Origin of the sequence: Nonomuraea sp. NPDC048892, assembly GCF_040649735.1 — a bacterium.
GTDB lineage: Bacteria > Actinomycetota > Actinomycetes > Streptosporangiales > Streptosporangiaceae > Nonomuraea > Nonomuraea maheshkhaliensis.
Window position 1 is genome coordinate 31,286 of sequence record NZ_JBEZFZ010000034.1, and the last position, 21,940, is coordinate 53,225.

The following is a 21,940-nucleotide window of genomic DNA, read 5'->3' on the forward strand; positions in this document are numbered from 1 at the left end:
TCGCTCAAGATCCGGCCCCGTTCAGCAGATCCTCCACCTCGGCGGTCGTCGGCATGGCGTCGGCGCAGGCCAGGCGGGCCGCGACGAAGGCGCCGGCCGCGTTGGCGAAGCGCAGGGTGCGCTCCAGCGGCCAGCCGCGCAGCAGCCCGAGGCAGATGGCTCCGCCGAACGCGTCTCCCGCGCCGATCCCGTTGACCACCTTCACCTCCATGGGCTCCACCAGTGCGCTCTCCTCAGAGGTACGCGCGAAAACCCCTTCGGGGCCCATTTTCACGATCGCGACGCGTACGCCGGCGTCCAGCAGCGCCTGCGCGGCCGCCTCAGGATCGCGGACGCCGACCGCGACCTCGACCTCTTCCAGATTGCCCACCGCCACGTTGACCTGCGGCAGCACCCGGCGCGCCGCCTCGTGGGCGGCCTCACGCGACTCCCACAGCGTGGCCCGGTAGTCGAGGTCGAACACCGTCCATCCGGACGTGCGCGCCGACAGCGCGGCGGCGTGGGCGGCGGCGCTCGGCTCCTGGCTCAGCCCGGTCAGCGAGAACCAGAACAGCTCGGTCGCGCGGATCGCGTCGAGGTCGAGCATGTCAGGGGAGATCTGCAGGTCGGGCGGATGCTCGCCGCGATAGAAGTAGATGGGGAAGTGGTCGGGCGGGAAGATCTCGCAGAACGTCACGGGCGTCGGACGGCCTTCGACGGTGTGCACGAAGGCGTCGTCCACGCCGAAGCCGCGGATGGCCCGGCGCACGTAGTCTCCGAACGGATCCGCTCCGACTCCGGTGATCACCGCCGGTCTGAGCCCGTGGCGGGCCGCGGCGACGGCGACGTTCGTGGGGCTGCCGCCGAGGAACTTCCCGAAGGTCTCGACGTCGGCGAGGCCGACGCCGGTCTGGAGCGGATAGACGTCGACGCCGCTGCGCCCGAACGTGATCAAGTCGTACAACGCACCTCCAGAGGGGCCGAGCTGTGAGGGGCCACTATGGCATATTGTCATGACATTCGGATGTCCGCTATGTTGCCTGATGTCCCCAGCCTGGGGGCTTAATGGGTAGGTCTTTACGTCATATGTATGTCATGACATATTTGACCTTCTGGCTTCCTCCCCAAAAGCACACGTCGGAGGGTTTGCATGGCTCTGCGGAAACGGTCGGTAGGTGTGGTCGCGGTCATCGCCGCAGCCGGTCTGGGGCTCGCCGCCTGCGGCCAGTCGTCGTCGTCCGGGGGAGGCGGTGACACGATCGAGCTGTCGATCGCCCAGAACGCCATCCAGGGCGGCAAGAACGAGGCGGCGGCGAAGTTCATCGCCGACTGGGTCATCCCCAAGTTCCAAGAGGCCCAGAAGGCCAAGGGCAAGGACGTCACGGTCAAGTTCGTTCCCAGCGGCGTCGACGACGAGCAGTACAAGACCAAGCTCTCCCTGGACCTCAAGTCCGGCAAGGGCGCGGACGTGATCGACATCGACAGCATCTGGGCCGGCGAGTTCGCCGAGGCCGGCTACATCAAGCCGCTGTCGGAGGTGGCCGGGGCCGAGGCCGACAGCTGGGACGGCTGGTCGCAGATCCCCGAGGCGGTACAGGGGATGGCCCAGTTCAACGGCAAGCGGTACGCCCTGCCCGTCGGCACCGACGGCCGCGTCCTCTACTTCAACAAGACCCTGTTCGCCAAGGCAGGATTGCCCGCCGACTGGCAGCCGAAGAGCTGGCAGGAGGTCCTCGACGCCGGCACGAAGCTCAAGTCGTCCGGCGTGCCCGTGCCGATCCAGATCAACGCCGGCACCGCCATGGGCGAGGCCACCTCCATGCAGGGCGTGCTGCCGCTGCTCGCCGGCGCGGGCGGACAGGTGCAGCAGGACGGTAAGTGGAGCGGCGCCTCCCAGCCGCTCAAGGACGCGCTCGGCCTCTACCAGAAGATCTACGGCGGCGGCCTCGGCGACCCCAAGCTCCAGCAGGAGGCCAAGGGCCGCGACAAGTCGTTCCAGCAGTTCGCCGACGGCAAGATCGGCATCCTGATGGAGGGCGACTACTTCTGGCGCGGCGTGGTCAACCCCAAGACGGGCGTGGCCAAGATGGCCGACCGCGACCAGGTCGTCGGATACGCCATGATCCCGGCCATGGAGCCCGGCAAGGGCATCCGCGGCCAGGACTTCGTCAGCATGTCCGGTGGCGCGCTGCGTACGGTCAACCCCAACACCAAGCACCCGAAGGAGGCCTTCGAGCTGCTGACCTTCATGCTCTCGCCGGAGGCGCTGAAGGAGGAGACCAAGGACGGCAACGTGCGCATCACGCCGCGCACCGACGTCAACAAGGAGATCCTCGCCGGTGAGCCGCTGCTGACGTTCATCTCGGAGAAGGTGCTGCCGCTGACGGCCTACCGGCCGCCGGTCGCCGCCTACCCGCAGGTGTCGGTGGCGCTGCAGGAGGCGACCGCCGCGGTCGTCGGCGGAACCGCCCCCGACCAGGCGGCGGCCGACTACCAGAAGAAGCTCGAAGGAATCGTCGGTGGCGCAGGCAACATCGCCTCCTGAGACGCGGCCGGAGGACGAGGCCCAGGCCCCCCGCTACAGCTCTGACGCGGCGGGCCTGGGCAAGGCGCGGGCCGGCATCTTCGCGGCGCCGGCCCTGCTGCTCATCGCGGTCTTCCTCGTCTTCCCCGCTCTCTGGGTGCTCTATCTCGGACTGACCAACTACCGCCTGACCGGCACCGCGGCCGCCGAGCCGCAGTTCGTCGGCCTGGACAATCTGCTCGACGCGGTCTCCAACCCCACGTTCTGGAGCTCTACCTGGCTGACCGTGCAGTTCGTGCTCGGCTCGGCCGTCATCGGGCAGGTCGGACTCGGCTTCGCCATCGCCTGGCTGCTGCGCGACCGGCGTGGCCCGCTCAAGCGCGTGGTGGAGGGCCTGGTCATCCTGGCCTGGATCCTGCCCAGCGCGATCGTGTCGTTCCTGTGGGTGGCGCTGCTCGACCGCGACGGCGGCACGCTCAACGCGCTGCTCGGGCTGCCCGGCTTCGCCTGGCTGCTCGACCATCCGATGCTGTCGATCATCGTGTTCAACACGTGGCGCGGCACGGCCTTCTCGATGATGTTGTACGGCGCCGCCCTCGGCAACGTGCCCCCCTCCCACCTGGAGAGCGCCCGCCTGGCCGGCGCCTCCGGCTGGCAGCAACTCAGGGACGTGGTCTTCCCGCACATCAGGGGCCACATCCTGACCAACCTGCTGCTGATCAGCCTGTGGACGTTCAACGACTTCACCCCGTTCCTGCTCACCGCGGGCGGCCCCGACGGCAAGTCCGAGGTGCTGGCCGTGCACGTGTACAAGGTGGCGCTGCAGAGCGGCGAACTCGGTTACGGCGCCGCCGTCTCCACGATCATCCTGCTGATCAACCTGGTCGTGGCGGTGTTCTACCTGCGGCTGCTGCGGAGCAAGAAATGACGCGTTTCGTCCTGGGCCGGATCGGGTTCTACACGCTGATCGCGGTGCTGCTGGCCTTCTTCACCGTGCCGCTGCTGTGGCTGGTGACGGCGCCGTTCACCTCGGACCCCACATACGAGGTGCGGGTGCCGGACTTCACCTGGGACAACTTCACCGCGGTGCTGGAGCACCCGTACGCGCTGCCGTCGCTGTGGAACTCGGTCGTCCTGTCGGTCGGCACCGCCGTGCTCGTCGTGATCTTCGCGGCGCTGGCCGCGTACGCGCTCAGCCGGGTGCGGCTGCCGGGCCGCGACGCGCTGCTGTACGCGTTGCTGCTGCTGTCGTCGATCATCACCGGGACGGCGGCGATGGTGCCGCTGTTCCAGCTCGCGGTGGAGCTGAACCTGATCGACTCCCAGTTCGGGCTGATCCTCATCCTCACCGGCGGGCTGCTGCCGGCGGCGATCTTCATGCTCAAGGACTTCATGGACTCCACGCCGAAGTCGTACGAGGAGTCGGCCCGGGTGTTCGGGGCCTCGCCGCTGCAGATCGTGCGGGACGTGGTGGTGCCGCTGGTGCGGCCCGGCCTCGCGACCATCGCCGTCTGGGCCGTGGCCAACGTGTGGGGCAACTTCCTGATGCCGTACCTGCTGCTGAGCGACGTGGAGAAGCAGCCGGCCGCGGTGATCACGTACACGCTCTACACCGAGGGCGGGCAGGCCAACCTCAGCATGCTGTCCACCTTCGGGCTGCTCTACTCGATCCCGGTGGTGCTCATGTACCTGTTCGTCAGCAAGAAGTACGGCTTCCGCTTCCACGGAGGGATCAAGCGTTAATGGCCGCCATCGAACTACGCGGGCTGACCAAGGTCTACCCCGGCGGGGTCAGAGCGCTCGACGCGCTCGACCTGGCCATCCCCGACGGCGAGTTCTTCGCCCTGCTCGGCCCCTCCGGCTGCGGCAAGACCACGCTGCTGCGCACGATCGCGGGCCTGGAGACCGCCACCGGCGGCGCCGTGGTCATCGGCGACCGGGACGTGACGGGGGTGCAGCCGGGCGCCAGGGACGTGGCCATGGTGTTCCAGGACTACGCGCTCTTCCCGCACATGGACGTCACGGACAACATCGCCTACCCGCTGCGGATCAAGAAGGTCTCCAAGAACGACCGCCGCGACAAGGCCGCCGAGGTGGGAGCGCGACTCGGGCTCGAACACCTCATGGACCGGCGCCCCGGGCAACTGTCCGGCGGCCAGCAGCAGCGGGTCGCGCTGGCCCGGGTGATGGCCACGCAGGCGCAGGCGTTCCTGTTCGACGAGCCGCTGTCCAACCTGGACGCGCGGCTGCGGCTGGAGGCACGCACGTTTCTCAAGAAACTGCAGCGGGAGCTGGGCGTCACCACCGTCTTCGTCACCCACGACCAGGCCGAGGCCCTGGCCATGGCCGACCGGATGGCGGTCATGGAATCGGGGCACATCCGGCAGATCGGCACGCCGGCCGAGGTGTTCCAGCGGCCGGCCAACACCTTCGTGGCGAGCTTCATCGGCTCCACGCCGATGAACCTCCTGGACGGCGTCGTACGAGGTGACACGCTGGAGGTGGCGGGCTGCAAGGTTGCGGTCCCGGCCGCGGCGGAGGGCCGGCTGTCCGACGGAGGGAAGATCGTGTACGGCGTGCGTCCCGAGTACATGACGTACTCGGCCGAGCCCGCTGACGGGGCGCTGGGCGGGAAGGTGGCCATCGTGGAGAACCTGGGCGCCTCCCACCTGGTGACCCTCGACGTCAACGACGTGAACGTGCAGGCCGTCGTCCCTGAGGGCAGCGAGCCCGCCGTGGGCGACGACGGCTACGCGGTGCCCAGGCGCGACCGCGCCCTCGTCTACCTGGACGGAGAACTGGTGTGAGAGGCCACTGGACACTGGACGACCGGCTGGAGCGCATCCTGCGCGAGGTGCCGTTCGAGGTGCCGGCCGGGACCGCCTCCGTGCACGTGAAGCTGTCGTACGACAGGTCGCAAGGCGTGCTCGACCTCGGCTGCGACGCGCCGGACGGCTATCGCGGCTGGTCGGGCGGCGCCCGCGACGAGTACACGATCACCCGCGACTGGGCCACCCCCGGCTACCTGCCGGGCGAGCCCGAGGCGGGCACGTGGCACGTCTGGCTGCGCCTGCACCGGATCCCGCCGCAGGGGCTGGACTACACGCTGGAGATCACGACCGACCCCGTCGCGCCGCCCGAGCCGGTGGCCGAGGAGCCGCCGCACGGCGAGCGCCCGCCCCGCAGGGACATCCCCGCCGTGGACGGCCTGCGCTGGTACGCCGGCGACTTCCACGCCCACACCCTGCACAGCGACGGCAGCCTGACCATCCCCGAGCTGGCCGAGCTGGCCCACGGTCGTGGCCTCGACTTCCTGGCCGTCACCGACCACAACACGGTCAGCCACCACCCCTGGCTGGCCAAGACCGGCCGCGACATCACGCTCATCCCCGGCCAGGAGGTCACCACCGACCGCGGCCACGCCAACGTGTTCGGCGACGTCGGCTGGGTCGACTTCAGAAAGGCCCCCGACTCCTGGCTCGACCACGCCGAGCGCGCGGGCGGCCTCATGTCGATCAACCATCCGCTCGGCGGCGACTGCGCCTGGCTGCAGCCGCTAGAGCGCCGCCCCCCGATCGCCGAGGTGTGGCACTCCGGCTGGTGGGACCGCCGCTGGGGCGCCCCGCTGGCCTGGGCCGACGCCTGGCGCGACGACCTGATCGTGATCGGCGGCAGCGACTTCCACAAGCACGGCAACGACGGGCTGCCCGGCGCGCCCACGACCTGGGTGCTGGCCGAGGACACCGGCGCCGTGCTCGACGGCGTACGGGCCGGGCGCACCGCCGTCTCCGCCGGCCCCGACGCGCCGCTGCTGCTCAGGCTGGGCGACGAACTGCTCGCGCTCGACGCCGACGGCCTGGTGCTGGTGCGCCCCGACGGCACCCGCCAGGTGGTGCGCGGCGACCGCGCGCTGCTGCCGGCGACCGGCGGACGGCACCGGCTGGAAACCTACGAGAACGAGGTGATCGCCCTATGCGCGTGAGGAAAATCGCCAACGCCCCCGTGAGCTTCGGCGTCTTCGAGCTGAGCGACGCCCCGCCGCCGCTCACCCCCGACGAGATGGTCCGCGCGCTGGCCGACGCCGGCTACGAGGGCATCGACTCGGGCCCCATCGGCTACCTGGGCACCGGCTCCGAGCTGACCGACCGGCTGGCCGGTGCCGGGCTGCTGCTGGCCGGCGGCTGGGTGGACCTGCGTTACGAGGACGCGGACGCGTACGCGAGCGGGCTGCCCGCGCTGGAGGCGGCGCTCGACGTGTTCGCCGCCGCCCCGGCAGGAGACCTGCCGCCGCGGCCCACGCTGGCCTGCTCCAGCTCCGCCGAGCGCTTCGCCCGCCCCGGCGGGAGCGTTCCAGGACTGCCCGCCTCCGACTGGCCCGGCTACGCCGCCCGCATCCAGGAGGCCACCGACCGGTGCAGGGAGCGCGGCTTCGAGCCCGCCTTCCATCACCACCTCGGCACGTACGTCGAGACGCCGCAGGACGTCGAACGCCTGCTGGAGCTGACCGACGTGCACCTGTGCCTCGACACCGGCCACCTGCTGCTGGCCGGGGGCGACCCGGTCGAGTGCCTGCGCGCCTGGGCGGGCCGGGTCGATCACGTGCACATCAAGGACGGCGACACGAAGATCCTGGCCCAGGCCCTGGCCGACGGCGTGGACCTGCGCGAGCTCATGGGCCGCGGCGGGTTCGCCCGGCTCGGCGAGGGCGAGCTGGACCTGCCCGCCGTGGTGCGGACGCTGGACGAGATCGACTACGAGGGCTGGATCATCATCGAGCAGGACACCCTGCCCGGCCGCCGCTCGGTCGCCCAGAACATCGCCGACCAGGCGGCCAACCGTCAGATGCTGAAGGACTTGGGACTTTGAGAATCGCGCTTGTGGGGTGCGGGGCCGTCACCCAGGCGGTCTACGTACCGTTGCTGTCGCGGCGGCGTGACCTGTTCGAGGTGACCGCCGTCTGCGACCTGTCACGCACGCTTGCCGACGCCGTGGGCGACCGGCTGGGCGCCGCCGGACGATACACGTCGGTGGACGACCTGCTCGCCGCCGGCGGCTTCGAGGCCGTCGTCGTGCTGGCCTCCGGCTCGCACGGCGAGACCGTCAGGAAGGCGCTGGCCGCCGGCTACGCCGTGCTCTGCGAGAAGCCGCTCGCGCTGACCAGGGCCGAGGTGGCCGCGCTGCCCGAAGGGCGGTTGATGGTCGGCTACATGAAGCAGTACGACCCCGCCGTACGCCGGGCCGAGGAGGCGCTGGCCGCGCTCGGCGGCCCCGAGGTGATCCGCGCGGTCGAGGTCACCGTGCTGCACCCGAGCGGGGAGTCGCAGCTCGCCTTCGCGAACCTGGCCCAGGCCCGCGACGTCGACCCCGGACTGCTCGCCTCCCTGCGGGCGGCCGAGCACGATCTGGTGTCGAAGGCGCTCGGCGAGGCGGCCCCCGAATCGGTCAGGAACCTGTACGGGGTGGCGCTCGGCTCCATCTGCCACGATCTGTCGCTCCTGCGCCGGTTCACCGGCTCGCCCCAGGAGATCTCGTACGTCGAGACGTGGGGCGCCGCCCCCGGCTCCATCGAGATCTCGGGGCCGCTGCCGGTCCGGGGCAGGTTCTCCCTGCGCTGGCACTACCTGGAGGACTATCCCGCCTACCGCGAGACCGTGGCGATCCATCACGATCGCGGCTCGCTCGAACTGGTCTTCCCCTCGCCGTACCTGATGAACGCGCCGACCACGCTGACCGTGGTGTCCGACGCGGAGAGCCGGGCACATTGGCGCGAAGTGACTGAGGCGTTCGAAGTACAGCTCGCGGCCTTTCATGCTTACGTGAACGATGGCAAGCCGCCCCTCACCGACGCGGGCGGCGGGCTCGAGGACATCGTCACGGCGCAGCGGATCGCGGCCCGCTACGCCCTGCAGCATGATCTGCCCATTGGAGGGGAGGCAGCGTGAGCAAGGAGATCGTCGTCGTACCGCACACGCACTGGGACCGGGAGTGGTACGAACCCTTCCAGCGCTTCCGGCTGCGCCTGGTCGCGCTGCTGGACGAGGTGCTCGACACGATGGAACGCGAGCCCGCCTACCACTTCACCCTCGACGGGCAGCTCGCCTGCGTGGACGACTACCTGGAGGTGCGCCCGGAGAACCGCGACCGCCTGGCCGCCCTGGTCGAGTCGGGGCGGCTGGCCGTGGGGCCGTGGCAGATCCTGCTCGACGAGTTCCTGTGCTCGGGCGAGAACATCATCCGCAACCTGGAGCTGGGCATGGCCAGGGCGGACAAGCTCGGCGGCGCCATGCCGGTCGGCTACCTGCCGGACATGTTCGGCCACACCGCCCAGATGCCGCAGATCCTGCGCAAGGCCGGGCTGCTGCACGCCTGCGTCTACCGCGGCGTCCCGTCCTCCGTCACCACCGACGCCTTCGCCTGGGTCGCCCCCGACGGCACCGCGCTGCGCACCCAATACCTTCCCGCGGGCGGCTACGGCAACGGCGCCCACCTGTTCTCCGACACCGAGGGGCTGAAGGAGCGGGCGGCGTCCTTCGTCACGACCATGCGCGAATGGCACGGTCCCGAGGGCTCGCTGCTAGCCATGTACGGCACCGACCACTCCGCCCCCGTACGCGGGCTGCCGGACATGGTCACCGCCATCGACGCCCGCATGGACACCCTGTCCGGCTACATCGGCGCGTACAGCGGTGACGTCGAGGGCCTGCCCGAGGTGCACGGCGAGCTGCGCTCCCACGCCAGGGCCAACATCCTGCCCGGCGTCATCTCCATCCGCGCCCACGTCAAGCAGGCCATGGGCCGGGCCGAGCGGATGGTCGAGCGCTACGCCGAGCCGCTGGCCGCCCTCTGGGGCGAGGAGTGGCCAGGCCGCTTCCTCGACATGGCGTGGTGGCGGCTGGTGGACGCCAGCGGCCACGACTCCGTGACCGGCTGCGGCGTCGACGAGACCGCCCAGCAGGTCGCCGCCCGCATCGCCGAGGCCGAGCACCTCGGCCAGGCCGTGCGCGACATGGTGACCGCCCGGCTCGCGCGCTCCGTCCCGTCCGACGCGGCGCTCGTCGTCAACCCGACGCCGGCCGCCCGGCAGGGCGTCGTCGTCGTGGACGTGGCGGGCACCGACCCGCTGATCGACCCGGCCGGCCGGCCCGTGCCCACGCAGCCGCTGGAGTACGCCGCCACGCTGCTGCTCGACGAGACCATGGACCCCGCCACGGCGCTGACCTTCGTCCACGGCACCGAGCTGTACGGACAGCAGATCACCCGCTGGTCGGTCAAGGACGGGACGCTCACGTTCACGGTGGCGCGGGAGACGTCCGAGCTCGTCGACATGGACGAACTGCGCCGCTCCATCGACGGCGTGACCCGCGTCCGCATCGAGGCCGAGCCCCGGCGCACGGTCGCGGCCCTGGTCGGGGTCCCCCCGCTCGGCCACACGAGCGTCCGCCCCGCTCCCCGCGACCAGGTCTACGGCCCGCCCAGCGACCCCGAGGGCCGCAGCCTGCGCGAGCACCACCCGGCCTGCTGGCTCAGCTCCGACTCCGCGCCTCTGCCGGTGCGCGGCGACGAGGAGGTGCTGGACAACGGCCTGCTCCGGGTCATGATCGCCCGCGACGGCACGCTGACCCTGGTCGGCGAGGACGGCACCACCGTCACCGGCGCCGGACGCATCGTCAACCGCGGCGACGTGGGCGACACCTACAACTACGCGCCCCCGCTGGCCGACCAGGAGGTGACGGAGGCGGAGCTGGTCGAGATCGAGTCGATCATCGCCGGGCCGCTGATCGCCGCGGTCAACGTCAAGCGCGTCTACAACTGGCCCGCCTCGGCGGAGAAGTCGCAGGAAAGCCCGGAGATCCCCGCCATCACGCGCAGCTCCAGGCTTGAGGAGATCGTCGTCAACACCCGCGTCGAACTGCGCGCCGGCGAGCCGTTCGTGCGCCTGCGGGTCGAGTTCGACAACCGCTGCGACGACCACCGCGTACGCCTGCACATCCCCCTGCCGGAGAAGGCGGCCGAGTCGCACGCCGAAGGGCAGTTCGCGGTCGTCACCCGTGGCCTCACCTCCGAGGGCGGCTGCGGCGAGGAGCCGCTGCCCACCTTCCCCGCCTCCTCCTGGGTGGCCGCGGGCGGCGTGGCCGCGCTGCTGGAGCACGTGACCGAGTACGAGGTGATCGATGGGGGCACAGAGCTGGCCCTGACGCTGCTCCGCTCGGTCGGCTACCTGTCCCGCAACCGCAACGTCCTGCGCCCCGAGCCGGCCGGGCCCCAGCTGCCGACCCCCGCCGCCCAGTCCCGCGGGCTGCGCACGGTGGAGCTGGCGCTGATGCCGTACGGACGCTCGTGGGAGGAGGTCGTGCCCGCGGCCGAGTCCTTCCGGCACGACCTGCTGGTGGTGCCCGGCCAGGGCGAGCCGTTCCTGCCGCTGCCCGAGATGGGGACCGGGGTCTCGGTGACGGGCCACGGTGTGGCGATGACCTCGCTGCGCGAGCGCGACGGCTGGCACGAGCTCCGCGTCGTCGCCCTCACCCCGAACCCCACCGAGGCCGTCATCTGCGGCGACCTGGTGGCCGCCCGGCACGCGGACCTGCGCGGCCGCCCCGGCGACCCGATCGAGATCACGGAAGGCGCGGTGCGCCTGCCTCTGGACGCCTGGGAGATCGTGACGATCCAGTTCCGCAAACTCTGAGTAATGAATCGAACGCACGTAGTAATGTAACCGCATGATTACTGCGCGTCGTTCTGTGACGCCACAACACGAGGGCATCAACAAGATCCTGACTCTGGATCTGGACCATACCCGGCAGTTACTCCTGGCTCTGTTCGATCTGCCGATCGCGAAGTCGGGCGCGGCACGCCTCGCCTCGCCCGACCTCTCGGAGGCCGACCCCGGCGTCTGTCGCGCCGACGGCGCCATCCTCTACGGGCAGAAGAAGAGAGACAAACTCGGCGTCATCGTCGAGACGCAGCGCGCGGAGGACGAGACCAAGCGCTATGCGTGGCTGGAATACATCGCGAACCTGCGGGCGCGAGAGAAGTGCCCGGCCTGTCTGGTCGTCATCTGCCCCAAGGGCAAGGTCGCGAAGTGGGCGGGCGGCGAGATCACCACCGGCCATCCAGGGCTCGTCCTGAAGCCCCTGGTCATCCACGAAGGCAACACGCCGGTGATCACGGATGTCCGCCAGGCGGCGGAGAACATCGGGCTGGCGGTCGTCTCGGTCGTCACGCAGAGCGAGCATCCGCGATTCGGTGAAATCACCGCTGCGGTACAAGCGGCGCTGGACACCATCGATCGAGAGACCGCCTATCGGTATGCTCGATACATCACCCTGTCACTGGAAGGTGACGCTCAGGAAGAATGGGGCCGAGGTATGAACACGAAGACCTATCCCTACCAGGGCGTATACGCCGAAAGCCTCAAGGCCGAGGGCAAGGCCGAGGGCAAGGTCGAAGGCAAGGCCGCGGGTAAGGCGGAGTTGGTGCTCAAGCTCCTCGACTCGCAGGGACAGGCGGTACCCGAGGATGTGCGCGAGCGCGTCATGGACTGTCGGGACGAGGCGACTCTGGACAACTGGTTCGAGCGGGCCCTCAAGGGCTCCTCGGTCGAGGAGCTCTTCCTTTGAGCGATACAAAGGTAGATCCCGAATTCAGTGCGATGGCCTATGCGTACCAAGGCGAATGGGCCGAATGCCTCCTCGCGCAGGGCAGGGCCGAGGGAATGCTCAAGGTCATAGCCGCGGATATGGCGTCGTCGGTGCTCAGGGTCCTGGGCGTGCGAGGGATCGCCGTGCCCGAAGAGGTGTACAAGCGCGTCCAGACGTGTCGCGATGTGGTGATCCTGAAGGGCTGGTTCAGGCGAGCCATGGATGCTAAATCGATGGAAGACGTTTTCGGTTAGCCGAGTCGGCTGACAGCACACCCGGATGGAGGGCGGAGAAGGGGCCGTCCTCCATCCGGACTCGCTTCTAGCGGGTGCCCCACGAATACGTCTGCTTGCGTAGTTTCAGGTACACGAACGACTCGGTGGCCCGTACCGCCGGGATGGCGCGGATCTTGCTGAGGATCTCCAGCAGGTGGCCGTCGCCCTCGCACACCACCTCGACGATCACGTCGAAGGACCCGGCGGTGAGCACCACGTAGTCGATCTCGTCGATGGCCGACAGCTCGTCCGCCACCGACTCCAGGTCGCCCTCGCAGTTGACGCCGATCATGGCCTGGCGGGGGAAGCCCAGGGTGAGCGGGTCGGTGACGGCCACGATCTGCATCACGCCGGCGTCCTGCAGTCGCTGGACGCGCTGGCGGACGGCGGCCTCCGACAGGCCCACCGCCTTTCCGATCGCCGCGTACGGCATCCGCCCGTCGTTCTGCAGTTGCTCGATGATCTGCTTGGACAGGTCGTCGAGCACGACGGTGCCGGTGCTGGCGCTGTTTCTGCGTACGCGCGGCGGCGTCGTCATCGAGAGGATTCCTCCTACTGGTCCGGCGTTACGCGGGCGTTCCCGCTGGGTTGCCGTCCTGGTGCGACATGTTGTCAGTTCTCGGTGGTCTGTCAAGCGAATTCGTAGCAATTTGATATCTTCGCCACGAAATCCCTTGTCCGGATGCTGTCGCTCTGTCAGAGTCGCGGCATCTCAGCCACCTCATCAGGAGGGCGCATGACACCCCGTCTGCAGAACTTCATCAACGGTGAGTTCGTGGACGCCAAGAGCGGCCGGTTCTCCGACATCATCGATCCGTGCACGGGGGAGGCCTACGTCCAGGCTCCTGTCTCCGGGCCCGAGGACATCGACAGCGCCTACGCCGCCGCGGCGGCCGCGTTCGTGGCGTGGGGCGGGACCACCCCGGGTGAGCGGGCCAACCTGCTGCTCAAGGTGGCCGACGCGATCGACGCGCGAGCCGATGAGATCAACGAGGCCGAGTGCCGTAACACCGGCAAGCCACGCGCTCGCATGGCCGAGGACGAGACTCCGATCGCCGCCGACCACTTCCGCTTCTTCGCGGGCGCGGCGCGTACGCTGGAGGGCCCCACGGCGGGCGAGTTCCTGGCCGAGCACACCAGCGTGATCAGGCACGAGCCGATCGGCGTCATCGGCCAGGTCACGCCGTGGAACTACCCGATGATGATGGCGGTCTGGAAGATCGCCCCCGCGCTGGCGGCGGGCAACACGATCGTGCTCAAGCCGTCCGACACCACGCCCGTCTCCACGCTGAAGCTGGCCGAGATCATCGGCGAGGTGCTGCCGGCGGGCGTGTTCAACGTCGTCACCGGCGACCGCGAGACCGGCGCCCTGGTCGTGAGCCACCCGACGGCCGCGATGGTGGCCATCACGGGCTCGGTCGGCGCGGGCATGTCGGTCGCCAAGAGCGCCGCCGACGACCTCAAGCGGGTGCACCTGGAGCTCGGCGGCAAGGCGCCGGTCGTGGTGTTCGAGGACGTCAAGGACCTGGGCCGGGCCGCCGCCGACATCGCCACCGCCGGCCTCTACAACGCCGGCCAGGACTGCACGGCCGCCTGCCGGGTGCTCGTGCAGGAGAGCGTGCACGACGAGTTCGTGGCCGCGCTCACCGAGGCCGCGGCCGGTACGGTCACCGGCGGCCTGGACGACGAGGACGCGCTCTACGGCCCGCTCAACAACGAGAGCCAGCTCGCCAAGGTGCAGGGCTTCATCGAGCGGGTCCCCGCGCACGCCAAGGTCCTCACCGGCGGTCACCGCGTGGGCGACAAGGGCTACTTCTTCGCCCCGACCATCGTCGACGGCCTGCGCCAGGAGGACGAGATGGTGCAGAACGAGGTCTTCGGCCCCGTGATCACCGTCCAGACGTTCACCGACGAGGCCGACGCGCTGGCCAAGGCCAACGACGTGAAGTACGGCCTGAGCGGCTCGGTGTGGACCTCCGACCACGGCCGCGCGATGCGCATGTCGAACCGGCTCGAATTCGGCGTGGTGTGGGTCAACACCCACATCCCGTTCGTCTCGGAGATGCCGCACGGCGGCTTCAAGCACTCCGGGTACGGCAAGGACCTGTCGGTGTTCGGCCTGCACGACTACACCCGGGTGAAGCACGTCATGCACTACATCGGCGAGTAAAAGGAAAAATCCTGGGATGACCGAGCTGAGTGCGATCGAGCTTGAAGACGTCGTCAAGGAGTACCACTCGCATGGCGAGGTCGTCCAGGCGGTCAAGGGCGTGAGCCTGGACATCCCCGAGGGGGAGTTCTTCTCCCTCCTCGGGCCGTCCGGTTGCGGCAAGACCACGACCATGCGGATGATCGCCGGTTTCGAGGCGCCGTCGAAGGGCCTGATCCGCCTGCTCGGCCAGGACGTCACGAACGTCCCGCCGAACAAGCGCGACGTCAACATGGTCTTCCAGTCCTACGCGCTCTTCCCGCACATGAGCGTCTGGGACAACGTCGCCTTCGGGCTCAAGCAGCGTAAGACGTCACAGGAGGAGGTCAAGCGGAGGGTCGGCGAGATGCTGGAGATCGTCGACCTGGCCGGCCGGGAGAAGCGCATGCCGCGTCAGATGTCCGGCGGCCAGCAGCAGCGCGTGGCCCTGGCCAGGGCGCTGGTCAACCGGCCGCGGGCGCTGCTGCTCGACGAGCCGCTCGGGGCGCTCGACCTCAAGCTGCGCCAGGCCATGCAGATCGAGCTCAAGCGCATCCAGCGCGAGGTCGGCATCACCTTCGTCTACGTCACGCACGACCAGAGCGAGGCGCTGACCATGAGCGACCGGATCGCCGTCATGAACGACGGCCTGGTCGAGCAGCTGGGCGGGCCGCACGAGATCTACGAGCGGCCCGCGACCGCCTTCGTGGCCGGCTTCATCGGCACCTCCAACCTGCTCACCGGCGCCGCGACCGCCGGTGAGCTGAAGATCGCGGGCGGCCGGGTGCTGGTGCCCGGTCACGACGGCGACGTGACGGTGACCGTACGGCCGGAGAAGATCACCATCGGCACCGAGGAGCCCGCGCGCGGATCGAGCGCCGTGCGCGGAACGGTGGCCGAAGTCGTCTATCTGGGCACCTACAACAGCTACGCCGTGCGTCTCGCCGACGGGGCCGAGATGACGGTTTTCCAGCAGAACGCGCATGACGCGACGGCGACGGCGGAGCGGGGCGACTCCGTGTGGCTGTCGTGGCAGGCGCAGCACTCGTACGTGATTGGAAGTTGACACCCCCTCATGAACCCCTTCATGCGTGGAATGACGCAGCCCCGCACCCGTCGTGACGTCTTCAGGCTGGCCGGCTTCTCCGCCGCCGGTCTCGCCCTGGCCGCCTGTGGCGTGCAGGGGGAGAAGGTGGCGCCGCCCAAGGCCGACGCCGTGGCGGACTACTGGTCCAAGCAGACCAAGAACGGCAAGGTCGTCTTCGCCAACTGGCCCGAGTACATGCCGGAGGACAAGGGACCGCTGGAGCGGTTCAAGAAGGACACCGGCATCTCCTACGAGTACAAAGAGGTCATCCAGGAGAACGCCGAGTTCTTCGGCAAGGCCGATCCCGTGCTGCGGGCCGGGCAGTCGCTGGGCTACGACATCGTGGTCATGACCAACGGCATCCAGCTCCAGCACATGATCGAGCTGGGCTACGTGGTGGCGCTCGATCAGTCGAAGCTGCCGAACTTCCAGGCCAACGCCGGGCAGAAGTACAAGGAGCGGGCCTACGACCCCGGGAACAAGTACACGGTTCCGTACACGTCGGGGGTGACCGGGATCGCGTACAACACCGAGTACGTCAAAGAGGACATCACCAGCATCGAGTCGCTGTTCGACGCCAAGTACAAGGGGCGGGTCGGGATGATGTCCGACGCGCAGGAGATCGGCAACTTCGGCATGATCGCGCTGGGCATCGATCCGGAGAAGTCGACCGAGGCCGACTGGAAGAAGGCCGGCGAGAAGCTCAAGGCGCAACGCGACGCCGGAATTGTCCGGAAATATTATGATCAGTCGTATATCGATGCGGTGTCCAAGGGCGACATCTGGCTGAGCATGGCCTGGTCGGGCGACGTCTTCCAGCGCCAGCTCGCCGGCGAACCGGTCAAGTTCATCGTCCCGGAAGAGGGCGGCACGATCTGGACCGACAACATGCTGATCCCCAAGGGCGCGGCCAACCCGGTGGACGCCCTCATGCTGATGGACTACCTCTACCAGCCGGCCGTGGCCGCCGAGCTCGACGAGTTCATCCAGTTCGTCACGCCCGTCCCGGCCGTGCAGGACCTGCTGCGGGAGAAGGCGAAGACGGCCAAGGGCGCGGACAAGAAGGCCCTGGAGGACATGGTGGACAGCCCGCTCATGTTCCCCACCGAGGCCGACTACGCCAAGCTGCGCTCCTACACCCAGCTCACCACCCAGCAGGAGCAGGTGTTCAACCCGATCTTCCAGTCCATCACCCAGGCCTAGCGCGATGCGGCGGCTCACCCCCTACCTGCTCGCGCTGCCGAGCTGGATGTGGCTGGCGATCTTCCTGGTCGTGCCCATGGCCGCGATGGCGTCGGTGTCGCTGCAGACCGGCAACGCCATCGACGGCTTCGCCATGACCTTCAGCTTCTCCAACTACGCCGACGCGATCGGCACCTACAGCCCCCAGCTGCTGCGCTCGCTGCTCTACGGCGGGCTGGCCACGGCGGCCATGCTGGTCATCGGGTATCCGGTGGCGTACTGGATCGCGTTCAAGGCGGGTCACCGCAAGTCCGTCTACCTCTTCCTGCTCCTGCTGCCGTTCTTCGTCTCGTTCGTACTGCGCACGATCTCGTGGAACTTCCTGCTGTCGGACAACGGCATCCTGTTCGGCACGCTGAAGGACTGGGGGCTGCTGCCGGCCGACTTCCACGTGCTGGCCACCACGTTCGCCGTGGTCGGCGGGCTGACGTACAACTTCCTGCCGTTCATGATCCTGCCGATCTACGTGGCGCTCGAACGGGTGGACCCGCGGGTCGTGGAGGCGGCGCAGGACCTGTACGCGACCCGGGCGGCGGCCTTCCGCCGGGTGGTGCTGCCGCTGTCGCTGCCGGGCGTGTTCGCCGGGGTACTGATGACGTTCGTGCCCGCGACGGCCGACCCGATCAACGCGGCCATCCTCGGCGGCACCTCCAACACGATGATCGGCAACATCATCCAGACCGAGTACCTGACCAACCTCGACTACCCGACCGCCTCGGCGCTGTCGTTCACGCTCATGGCGGTGCTGCTGGTCGGCATCTTCGTCTATGCGCGGGCGCTCGGCACCGAGAACGTCCTTGAGGCGGCGGCCCGATGAGGGGCGCGAGGTTCGGCGACCGCCTGCTGCACCTCTACACGTGGATGGTCATCCTCTGGCTGTCGTCGCCGATCGCCGTGATGATCCTGTTCGGGTTCAACGACAAGCGGAGCAAGTCCAACACCACCTGGCAGGGCTTCACCCTGCGCTGGTACGGCGAGCTGTTCGACATCCCCGACCTGACCGTGGCGCTGCGCAACACCCTGGTCATCGCCCTGGTCAGCACGGTCATCACGGTCGTGATCGGCACCATGCTGGGCCTGGCGCTCGGCCGGCACCGCTTCCGCGGCAAGGGCGTGACGAACTTCCTCGTCTTCGCCGCCATCTCCACGCCCGAGCTGGTCATGGGCGCCTCGCTGCTGTCGCTGTTCGTCTCCGGCAACGTGCCGCGCGACGGCAACACGATCATCGTCTCCCACGTGCTGTTCTCGCTGTCGTTCGTGGTCGTCACCGTGCGGGCCAGGGTCGTCACGCTGGACCCGTCGCTGGAGGAGGCGGCCAGGGACCTGGGAGCGACGGCCTGGGGCACGTTCCGGCAGGTGACGCTGCCGGCGATCATGCCGGGCGTGCTGGCGGGCGCGATGTTGTCGTTCGCGCTGTCCGTGGACGACTACGTGGTGACCAGCTTCGTCAACGGCTCGACCGTGACGTTCCCGCTGTGGATCGTCGGCGCGGTCAAGACCGGCATCCCGGCGCAGGTCAACGTCATGGGTACGCTGATCTTCGGCATCGGTGTGCTGATCGCGATCGCCAACGCGGTCGCCGCCCGCCGCCGCACCTGACAACGAGGGAAGTGGGATTTCGTGGATCCGCTGAAGGCGCTGGCTGACGCGGAGCGCAAGCCGTACTGGCTGGACAGCCCGGCCAGACCCGAGCCCAGGCCGCGGCTCATCGGCGGCACCACCGCCGACCTGGTCGTGGTCGGCGGCGGCTTCTCCGGGCTGTGGACCGCCCTGATGGCCAAGGAACGCGACCCCTCGCTCGACGTCGTCCTGCTCGAAGGCCGCAGGATCGGCTGGGCCGCCACCGGCCGCAACGGCGGGTTCTGCATGGCGACGCTCACCCACGGCCTGGCCAACGGGCTGGAGCGGTGGCCGGAGGAGATCGACCGGCTCGAACGCATGGGCGTGGAGAACCTCGACGAGATCGAGCGCACGCTTGAGCGCTACGGCGTGGACTGCTCGTTCGAGCGCACCGGCGAGTTGCACGTGGCCACCGAGCCGTGGCAGGTCGAGAGCCTGAACGAGCACCTCGACCTGATCTCCGAGCTGGGGCTCGACTACGTGCCCATGGACCGCGAGCAGGTGCGGGCCGAGGTGAACTCGCCCACCTACCTGGCCGGGCTCTGGGAGCGCAGCGGCTGCGCCATGCTCGACCCGGCCCGGCTGGCCTGGGGCCTGCGCGCGGCGTGCCTGCGCCTCGGCGTACGCGTCCACGAGCGCACCCCCGTCCGCTCGATGCGCGACGACGGCGCCACGATCAGCCTGCGCACGCCGTACGGGGTGGTGACCGCCCGCCAGGTGGCGCTGGGCACCGGCGTGTTCCCGCCGCTGCTGCGCCGGCTGCGCCACTTCGTCGTGCCGGTGTACGACTACGCGCTGATGACCGAGCCGCTGACCGCCGCCCAGCTCGCCTCGGTGGGCTGGCACAACCGGCAGGGCGTCGGCGACTCGGGCAACCGGTTCCACTACTACCGGCTGAGCGACGACAACCGCATCCTGTGGGGCGGCTACGACGCCGTCTACTACAACGGCGGCCTGGTCAAGGCCGAGTACGAGCAGCGCGACGAGACGTTCGTCAAGCTCGCCGGCCACTTCTACGACACCTTCCCGCAGCTCGCCGACATGCGCTTCACCCACAGGTGGGGCGGCGTGATCGACACCTGCAGCCGGTTCAGCGCCTTCTACGGGCAGGCGCACGGCGGCCGGCTCGTCTACGCCGCCGGCTACACGGGCATGGGCGTGGGGGCCACCCGGTTCGGCGCGAACGTCATGCTCGACCTGCTGTCGGGCGAGCCCACGGAGCGGACGGAGCTGCGGATGGTGCGGGAGAAGCCGATCCCGTTCCCGCCCGAGCCGGTGCGCTCGGGGGTCATCCAGTTCACCCGCTGGTCGATCGCCCAGGCCGACCAGCACGAGGGCAGGCGCAACCTGTGGCTGCGCGCGCTCGACCGCATGGGCCTCGGGTTCGACTCGTAGCACACTTGTGCGCATGAGAGTTGAGTTCAACGCCGACGGCCTCACACTGGCCGGGGACCTGCGGGTGCCCGGCGGGCAGGGGCCGTGGCCGGGGCTGGTGTTCACGGGGCCGTTCACCGGGGTGCGCGACCAGGTGACCGGGCTTTACGCGGCCAGGCTCGCCGAGCGCGGCTACGCCACGCTGTCCTTCGACCACCGCAACTGGGGCGAGTCGGACGGGCAGCCGCGCCGTCACGAGGACCCCCAGGGCAAGCTGCACGACCTGCGGGCGGCGGTGTCGTTCCTGCGCTCGCGGCCCGAGGTGGACGCCGGGCGGATCGGGGTGGTCGGCATCTGTCTGGGCGGCGGCTACGCGCTCAAGTTCGCCGCCTTCGATCCTCGCGTACGGGTCTTCGCCGGGATCGCCGGGGCGTACAACAACCCGTACGCGATGCGGTCCGGCATGGACTACCAGGTGGCGCTGGCGTCCCTGACCGAGGTGCTTGAGCGGCAGGATCACGGCGGACCGGTCGAGTACGTGCCCGCCGTGGCCGAGCAGGGGGAGGCCGCGATGCCGGGCGACGAGCCGTACGCGTACTACGGCAGCGAGCGCGGCGCCTCGCCGCTCTGGGCGAACGAGGTGACCAGGGCCAGCGTGCTGGATTTGCTCACGATGGACAACATGATGGGCGGTGACTTCCTGTCGCCGAAGCCGGCGCTGATCGTGCACGGGGTGGTGGACCGGTTCTGTTCGCCGGAGGGGGCCGAGGAGGTGTTCAAGCGGCTCGACCAGCCGAAGCGGATCGTCTGGGTGGACGCCCAGCGGCACATCGACCTCTACGACCGCGAGCCGTATGTCGGGCAGGCTGTCGACGCGACCGCGAGCTTCCTGGACGAGCACCTCTGAGCCTGCGGTCGGCAAGGCCGGGCTGAACATCTGACCAGGAAAGCGCCTGGTCGGATAGGGCCGGCCGCCTGGCCGGGCATCATCCGGGTGACCCCCGTCGAGATCACGGGGGTTCGCGCGTGCGTAGGAAGTGGCTGTGGCTCGGGCCAGGCCCGGTGATTGGGCTGCTGGTGGCTTCCGCGCTGGTGACGGCGGGGTGTGGGCAGGAGCGGGCGCCGGTGGTGCCCGTCGCGGTGCGGGCGCCGGTCAAGGTCGCCCGATGTCTGCTGAAGTTTCGTGATGAACGGGCCGGGGTGGTGGCGCGCGCCCGGCTCGAACGCGACATCGCCCGATACATGAGCAGCCGCCCGGGGCGGATCGTCTACGGCGCCCTCGACCTGGTGAGCGGGGTCAGAGTGGGCCAGGGCGAGCACGAGCACGACCTGATCACCGCCAGCGGCGCCAAGGTCGACATCCTCGCGGCCCTGCTGTCGCGCAAGGCCGGCCGGCTCGGTGAGGGGGAGCGCGACCTGGCCACCCGCATGATCACGGAGAGCGACAACAGCGCCGCCGACGCGCTCTGGTCGCGGGTGGGCGCGGGCGGCGGGATGAGCGAGTTCTACCGCAGGATCGGGCTCAGGGAGACCACGCCGGGGCCGAGCAAGTTCTGGGGCGGCACCACCACCAGCCCCGCCGACCGCATCCGCCTGCTGAAGGTGCTGATCAAGGGAGGCAGGGGGCTGACGGCCGCCGACAGGCGGACGGTGCTCGGGCTGATGGAACGGGTGCAGCGGGACCAGGCGTGGGGGGTCAGCGCCGCCGCCAGGGCGGGGGACCGGGTGGCGCTGAAGAACGGGTGGACGCCGCGGCCGTTCATCCACAACACGTGGGCCGTGACGAGTTACGGGCGGGTGGCGGGGCCGGGGCGGGACCTGCTGCTGTCGGTGCAGACGGATCGGCAGCCGGGGGAGGGGACGGGGATCCAGACCATCGAGGGCATCGCCCGCCGCATCGGCGCCCGCCTCGACGACCTCTCCCCGACGATCACCCGCCCCTGCCCGACCAACCCCACCGCCTGACCTCACCGTCCGCCGCGGCCCCTGCCCGCCGCCTGGGCCTGCCGGTTG

General features: G+C 69.5%; 20 protein-coding genes. 18 read left to right on the plus strand and 2 right to left on the minus strand.

Translation table 11 applies throughout. From position 1 onward, the window contains the following. Positions 1 to 4: 4 nt before the first annotated feature. Positions 5 to 943, minus strand: a complete 939-nt coding sequence (iolC, locus tag AB0C28_RS49965; protein WP_357857974.1) for a 5-dehydro-2-deoxygluconokinase — start codon at positions 941 to 943, stop codon at positions 5 to 7. A gap of 186 nt (positions 944 to 1,129) precedes the next feature. Between iolC and AB0C28_RS49970 the strand changes: the two genes are divergently transcribed. From AB0C28_RS49970 to AB0C28_RS50015, 10 genes are read left to right on the plus strand one after another with little or no spacing between them, the layout of a single operon-like run. Next, on the plus strand, positions 1,130 to 2,524 hold the full coding sequence (locus AB0C28_RS49970; protein WP_358083570.1) for an extracellular solute-binding protein: 1,395 nt from the start codon (positions 1,130 to 1,132) through the stop codon (positions 2,522 to 2,524). Then, on the plus strand, positions 2,499 to 3,431 hold the full coding sequence (locus tag AB0C28_RS49975; RefSeq protein WP_357857980.1) for a sugar ABC transporter permease: 933 nt from the start codon (positions 2,499 to 2,501) through the stop codon (positions 3,429 to 3,431). The genes AB0C28_RS49970 and AB0C28_RS49975 overlap by 26 nt, the downstream gene beginning before the upstream one ends. Beyond that, entirely contained in the window at positions 3,428 to 4,246 is an 819-nt protein-coding gene (locus tag AB0C28_RS49980; RefSeq protein ID WP_358083573.1) for a carbohydrate ABC transporter permease, read from the plus strand. Before AB0C28_RS49975 ends, AB0C28_RS49980 begins: the two co-directional genes overlap by 4 nt. Beyond that, the gene (locus AB0C28_RS49985; RefSeq protein WP_358083576.1) at positions 4,246 to 5,310 is read left to right on the plus strand and encodes an ABC transporter ATP-binding protein; all 1,065 of its coding nucleotides are present in this window, start codon (positions 4,246 to 4,248) and stop codon (positions 5,308 to 5,310) included. The genes AB0C28_RS49980 and AB0C28_RS49985 overlap by 1 nt, the downstream gene beginning before the upstream one ends. Next, positions 5,307 to 6,485: a CehA/McbA family metallohydrolase gene (locus AB0C28_RS49990; protein ID WP_358083579.1), complete on the plus strand. Its 1,179-nt coding sequence runs from the start codon at positions 5,307 to 5,309 to the stop codon at positions 6,483 to 6,485. The genes AB0C28_RS49985 and AB0C28_RS49990 overlap by 4 nt, the downstream gene beginning before the upstream one ends. Further along, on the plus strand, positions 6,476 to 7,369 hold the full coding sequence (locus AB0C28_RS49995) for a TIM barrel protein (RefSeq protein WP_358083582.1): 894 nt from the start codon (positions 6,476 to 6,478) through the stop codon (positions 7,367 to 7,369). Before AB0C28_RS49990 ends, AB0C28_RS49995 begins: the two co-directional genes overlap by 10 nt. Further along, entirely contained in the window at positions 7,366 to 8,445 is a 1,080-nt protein-coding gene (locus AB0C28_RS50000; RefSeq protein WP_358083585.1) for a Gfo/Idh/MocA family oxidoreductase, read from the plus strand. The genes AB0C28_RS49995 and AB0C28_RS50000 overlap by 4 nt, the downstream gene beginning before the upstream one ends. Then, a complete protein-coding gene (locus AB0C28_RS50005; RefSeq protein ID WP_357857994.1) occupies positions 8,442 to 11,186 on the plus strand; it encodes a glycoside hydrolase family 38 C-terminal domain-containing protein in 2,745 nt (914 codons plus the stop codon). The genes AB0C28_RS50000 and AB0C28_RS50005 overlap by 4 nt, the downstream gene beginning before the upstream one ends. A 34-nt stretch (positions 11,187 to 11,220) precedes the next feature. After that, positions 11,221 to 12,120 carry a hypothetical protein gene (locus AB0C28_RS50010; protein WP_358083588.1) on the plus strand — a complete coding sequence of 300 codons (900 nt, stop codon included), beginning with the start codon at positions 11,221 to 11,223 and terminating at the stop codon, positions 12,118 to 12,120. After that, positions 12,117 to 12,395 carry a hypothetical protein gene (locus AB0C28_RS50015; RefSeq protein WP_357857999.1) on the plus strand — a complete coding sequence of 93 codons (279 nt, stop codon included), beginning with the start codon at positions 12,117 to 12,119 and terminating at the stop codon, positions 12,393 to 12,395. Before AB0C28_RS50010 ends, AB0C28_RS50015 begins: the two co-directional genes overlap by 4 nt. Before the next feature lie 67 nt (positions 12,396 to 12,462). On the opposite strand, the gene AB0C28_RS50020 is transcribed toward AB0C28_RS50015, so the two are convergent. Continuing rightward, complete coding sequence (locus AB0C28_RS50020) at positions 12,463 to 12,954, minus strand: Lrp/AsnC family transcriptional regulator (RefSeq protein WP_106252021.1); 492 nt, start codon at positions 12,952 to 12,954, stop codon at positions 12,463 to 12,465. 198 nt (positions 12,955 to 13,152) lie between these two features. On the opposite strand from AB0C28_RS50020, the gene AB0C28_RS50025 reads away from it, so the two are divergent. The 8 genes from AB0C28_RS50025 to AB0C28_RS50060 all read left to right on the plus strand — a co-directional run bounded on the left by AB0C28_RS50025 (position 13,153) and on the right by AB0C28_RS50060 (position 21,892). After that, entirely contained in the window at positions 13,153 to 14,586 is a 1,434-nt protein-coding gene (locus tag AB0C28_RS50025; RefSeq protein ID WP_358083591.1) for a gamma-aminobutyraldehyde dehydrogenase, read from the plus strand. 16 nt (positions 14,587 to 14,602) lie between these two features. After that, on the plus strand, positions 14,603 to 15,670 hold the full coding sequence (locus AB0C28_RS50030) for an ABC transporter ATP-binding protein (RefSeq protein ID WP_357858006.1): 1,068 nt from the start codon (positions 14,603 to 14,605) through the stop codon (positions 15,668 to 15,670). Positions 15,671 to 15,700: 30 nt separating this feature from the next. Next, a complete protein-coding gene (locus AB0C28_RS50035) occupies positions 15,701 to 16,894 on the plus strand; it encodes a spermidine/putrescine ABC transporter substrate-binding protein (RefSeq protein WP_358083593.1) in 1,194 nt (397 codons plus the stop codon). A gap of 4 nt (positions 16,895 to 16,898) precedes the next feature. Next, positions 16,899 to 17,750 carry an ABC transporter permease gene (locus tag AB0C28_RS50040; protein ID WP_358083596.1) on the plus strand — a complete coding sequence of 284 codons (852 nt, stop codon included), beginning with the start codon at positions 16,899 to 16,901 and terminating at the stop codon, positions 17,748 to 17,750. Further along, positions 17,747 to 18,532, plus strand: coding sequence for an ABC transporter permease (locus tag AB0C28_RS50045; RefSeq protein WP_357858015.1), 786 nt, complete (start codon positions 17,747 to 17,749; stop codon positions 18,530 to 18,532). Before AB0C28_RS50040 ends, AB0C28_RS50045 begins: the two co-directional genes overlap by 4 nt. 21 nt (positions 18,533 to 18,553) lie before the next feature. Continuing rightward, positions 18,554 to 19,948, plus strand: coding sequence for an FAD-dependent oxidoreductase (locus AB0C28_RS50050; protein WP_358083598.1), 1,395 nt, complete (start codon positions 18,554 to 18,556; stop codon positions 19,946 to 19,948). A 13-nt stretch (positions 19,949 to 19,961) separates the two neighbouring features. Next, positions 19,962 to 20,834: an alpha/beta hydrolase gene (locus AB0C28_RS50055; protein ID WP_358083600.1), complete on the plus strand. Its 873-nt coding sequence runs from the start codon at positions 19,962 to 19,964 to the stop codon at positions 20,832 to 20,834. A gap of 119 nt (positions 20,835 to 20,953) precedes the next feature. Further along, positions 20,954 to 21,892, plus strand: a complete 939-nt coding sequence (locus AB0C28_RS50060) for a serine hydrolase (protein ID WP_358083603.1) — start codon at positions 20,954 to 20,956, stop codon at positions 21,890 to 21,892. Positions 21,893 to 21,940: the final 48 nt, after the last annotated feature.

Bases quoted from the DNA above. Each gene is read 5' to 3' on its own strand.
- AB0C28_RS50025 (WP_358083591.1), top strand. From the start codon at position 13,153: ATGACACCCCGTCTGCAGAACTTCATCAACGGTGAGTTCGTGGACGCC.
- AB0C28_RS50045 (WP_357858015.1), top strand. From the start codon at position 17,747: ATGAGGGGCGCGAGGTTCGGCGACCGCCTGCTGCACCTCTACACGTGG.
- AB0C28_RS49985 (WP_358083576.1), top strand. From the start codon at position 4,246: ATGGCCGCCATCGAACTACGCGGGCTGACCAAGGTCTACCCCGGCGGG.
- AB0C28_RS50040 (WP_358083596.1), top strand. From the start codon at position 16,899: ATGCGGCGGCTCACCCCCTACCTGCTCGCGCTGCCGAGCTGGATGTGG.
- AB0C28_RS49995 (WP_358083582.1), top strand. From the start codon at position 6,476: ATGCGCGTGAGGAAAATCGCCAACGCCCCCGTGAGCTTCGGCGTCTTC.
- AB0C28_RS50030 (WP_357858006.1), top strand. From the start codon at position 14,603: ATGACCGAGCTGAGTGCGATCGAGCTTGAAGACGTCGTCAAGGAGTAC.
- AB0C28_RS50010 (WP_358083588.1), top strand. From the start codon at position 11,221: ATGATTACTGCGCGTCGTTCTGTGACGCCACAACACGAGGGCATCAAC.
- AB0C28_RS50020 (WP_106252021.1), bottom strand. From the start codon at position 12,954: ATGACGACGCCGCCGCGCGTACGCAGAAACAGCGCCAGCACCGGCACC.
- AB0C28_RS49970 (WP_358083570.1), top strand. From the start codon at position 1,130: ATGGCTCTGCGGAAACGGTCGGTAGGTGTGGTCGCGGTCATCGCCGCA.
- AB0C28_RS50035 (WP_358083593.1), top strand. From the start codon at position 15,701: ATGACGCAGCCCCGCACCCGTCGTGACGTCTTCAGGCTGGCCGGCTTC.
- AB0C28_RS50055 (WP_358083600.1), top strand. From the start codon at position 19,962: ATGAGAGTTGAGTTCAACGCCGACGGCCTCACACTGGCCGGGGACCTG.
- AB0C28_RS49980 (WP_358083573.1), top strand. From the start codon at position 3,428: ATGACGCGTTTCGTCCTGGGCCGGATCGGGTTCTACACGCTGATCGCG.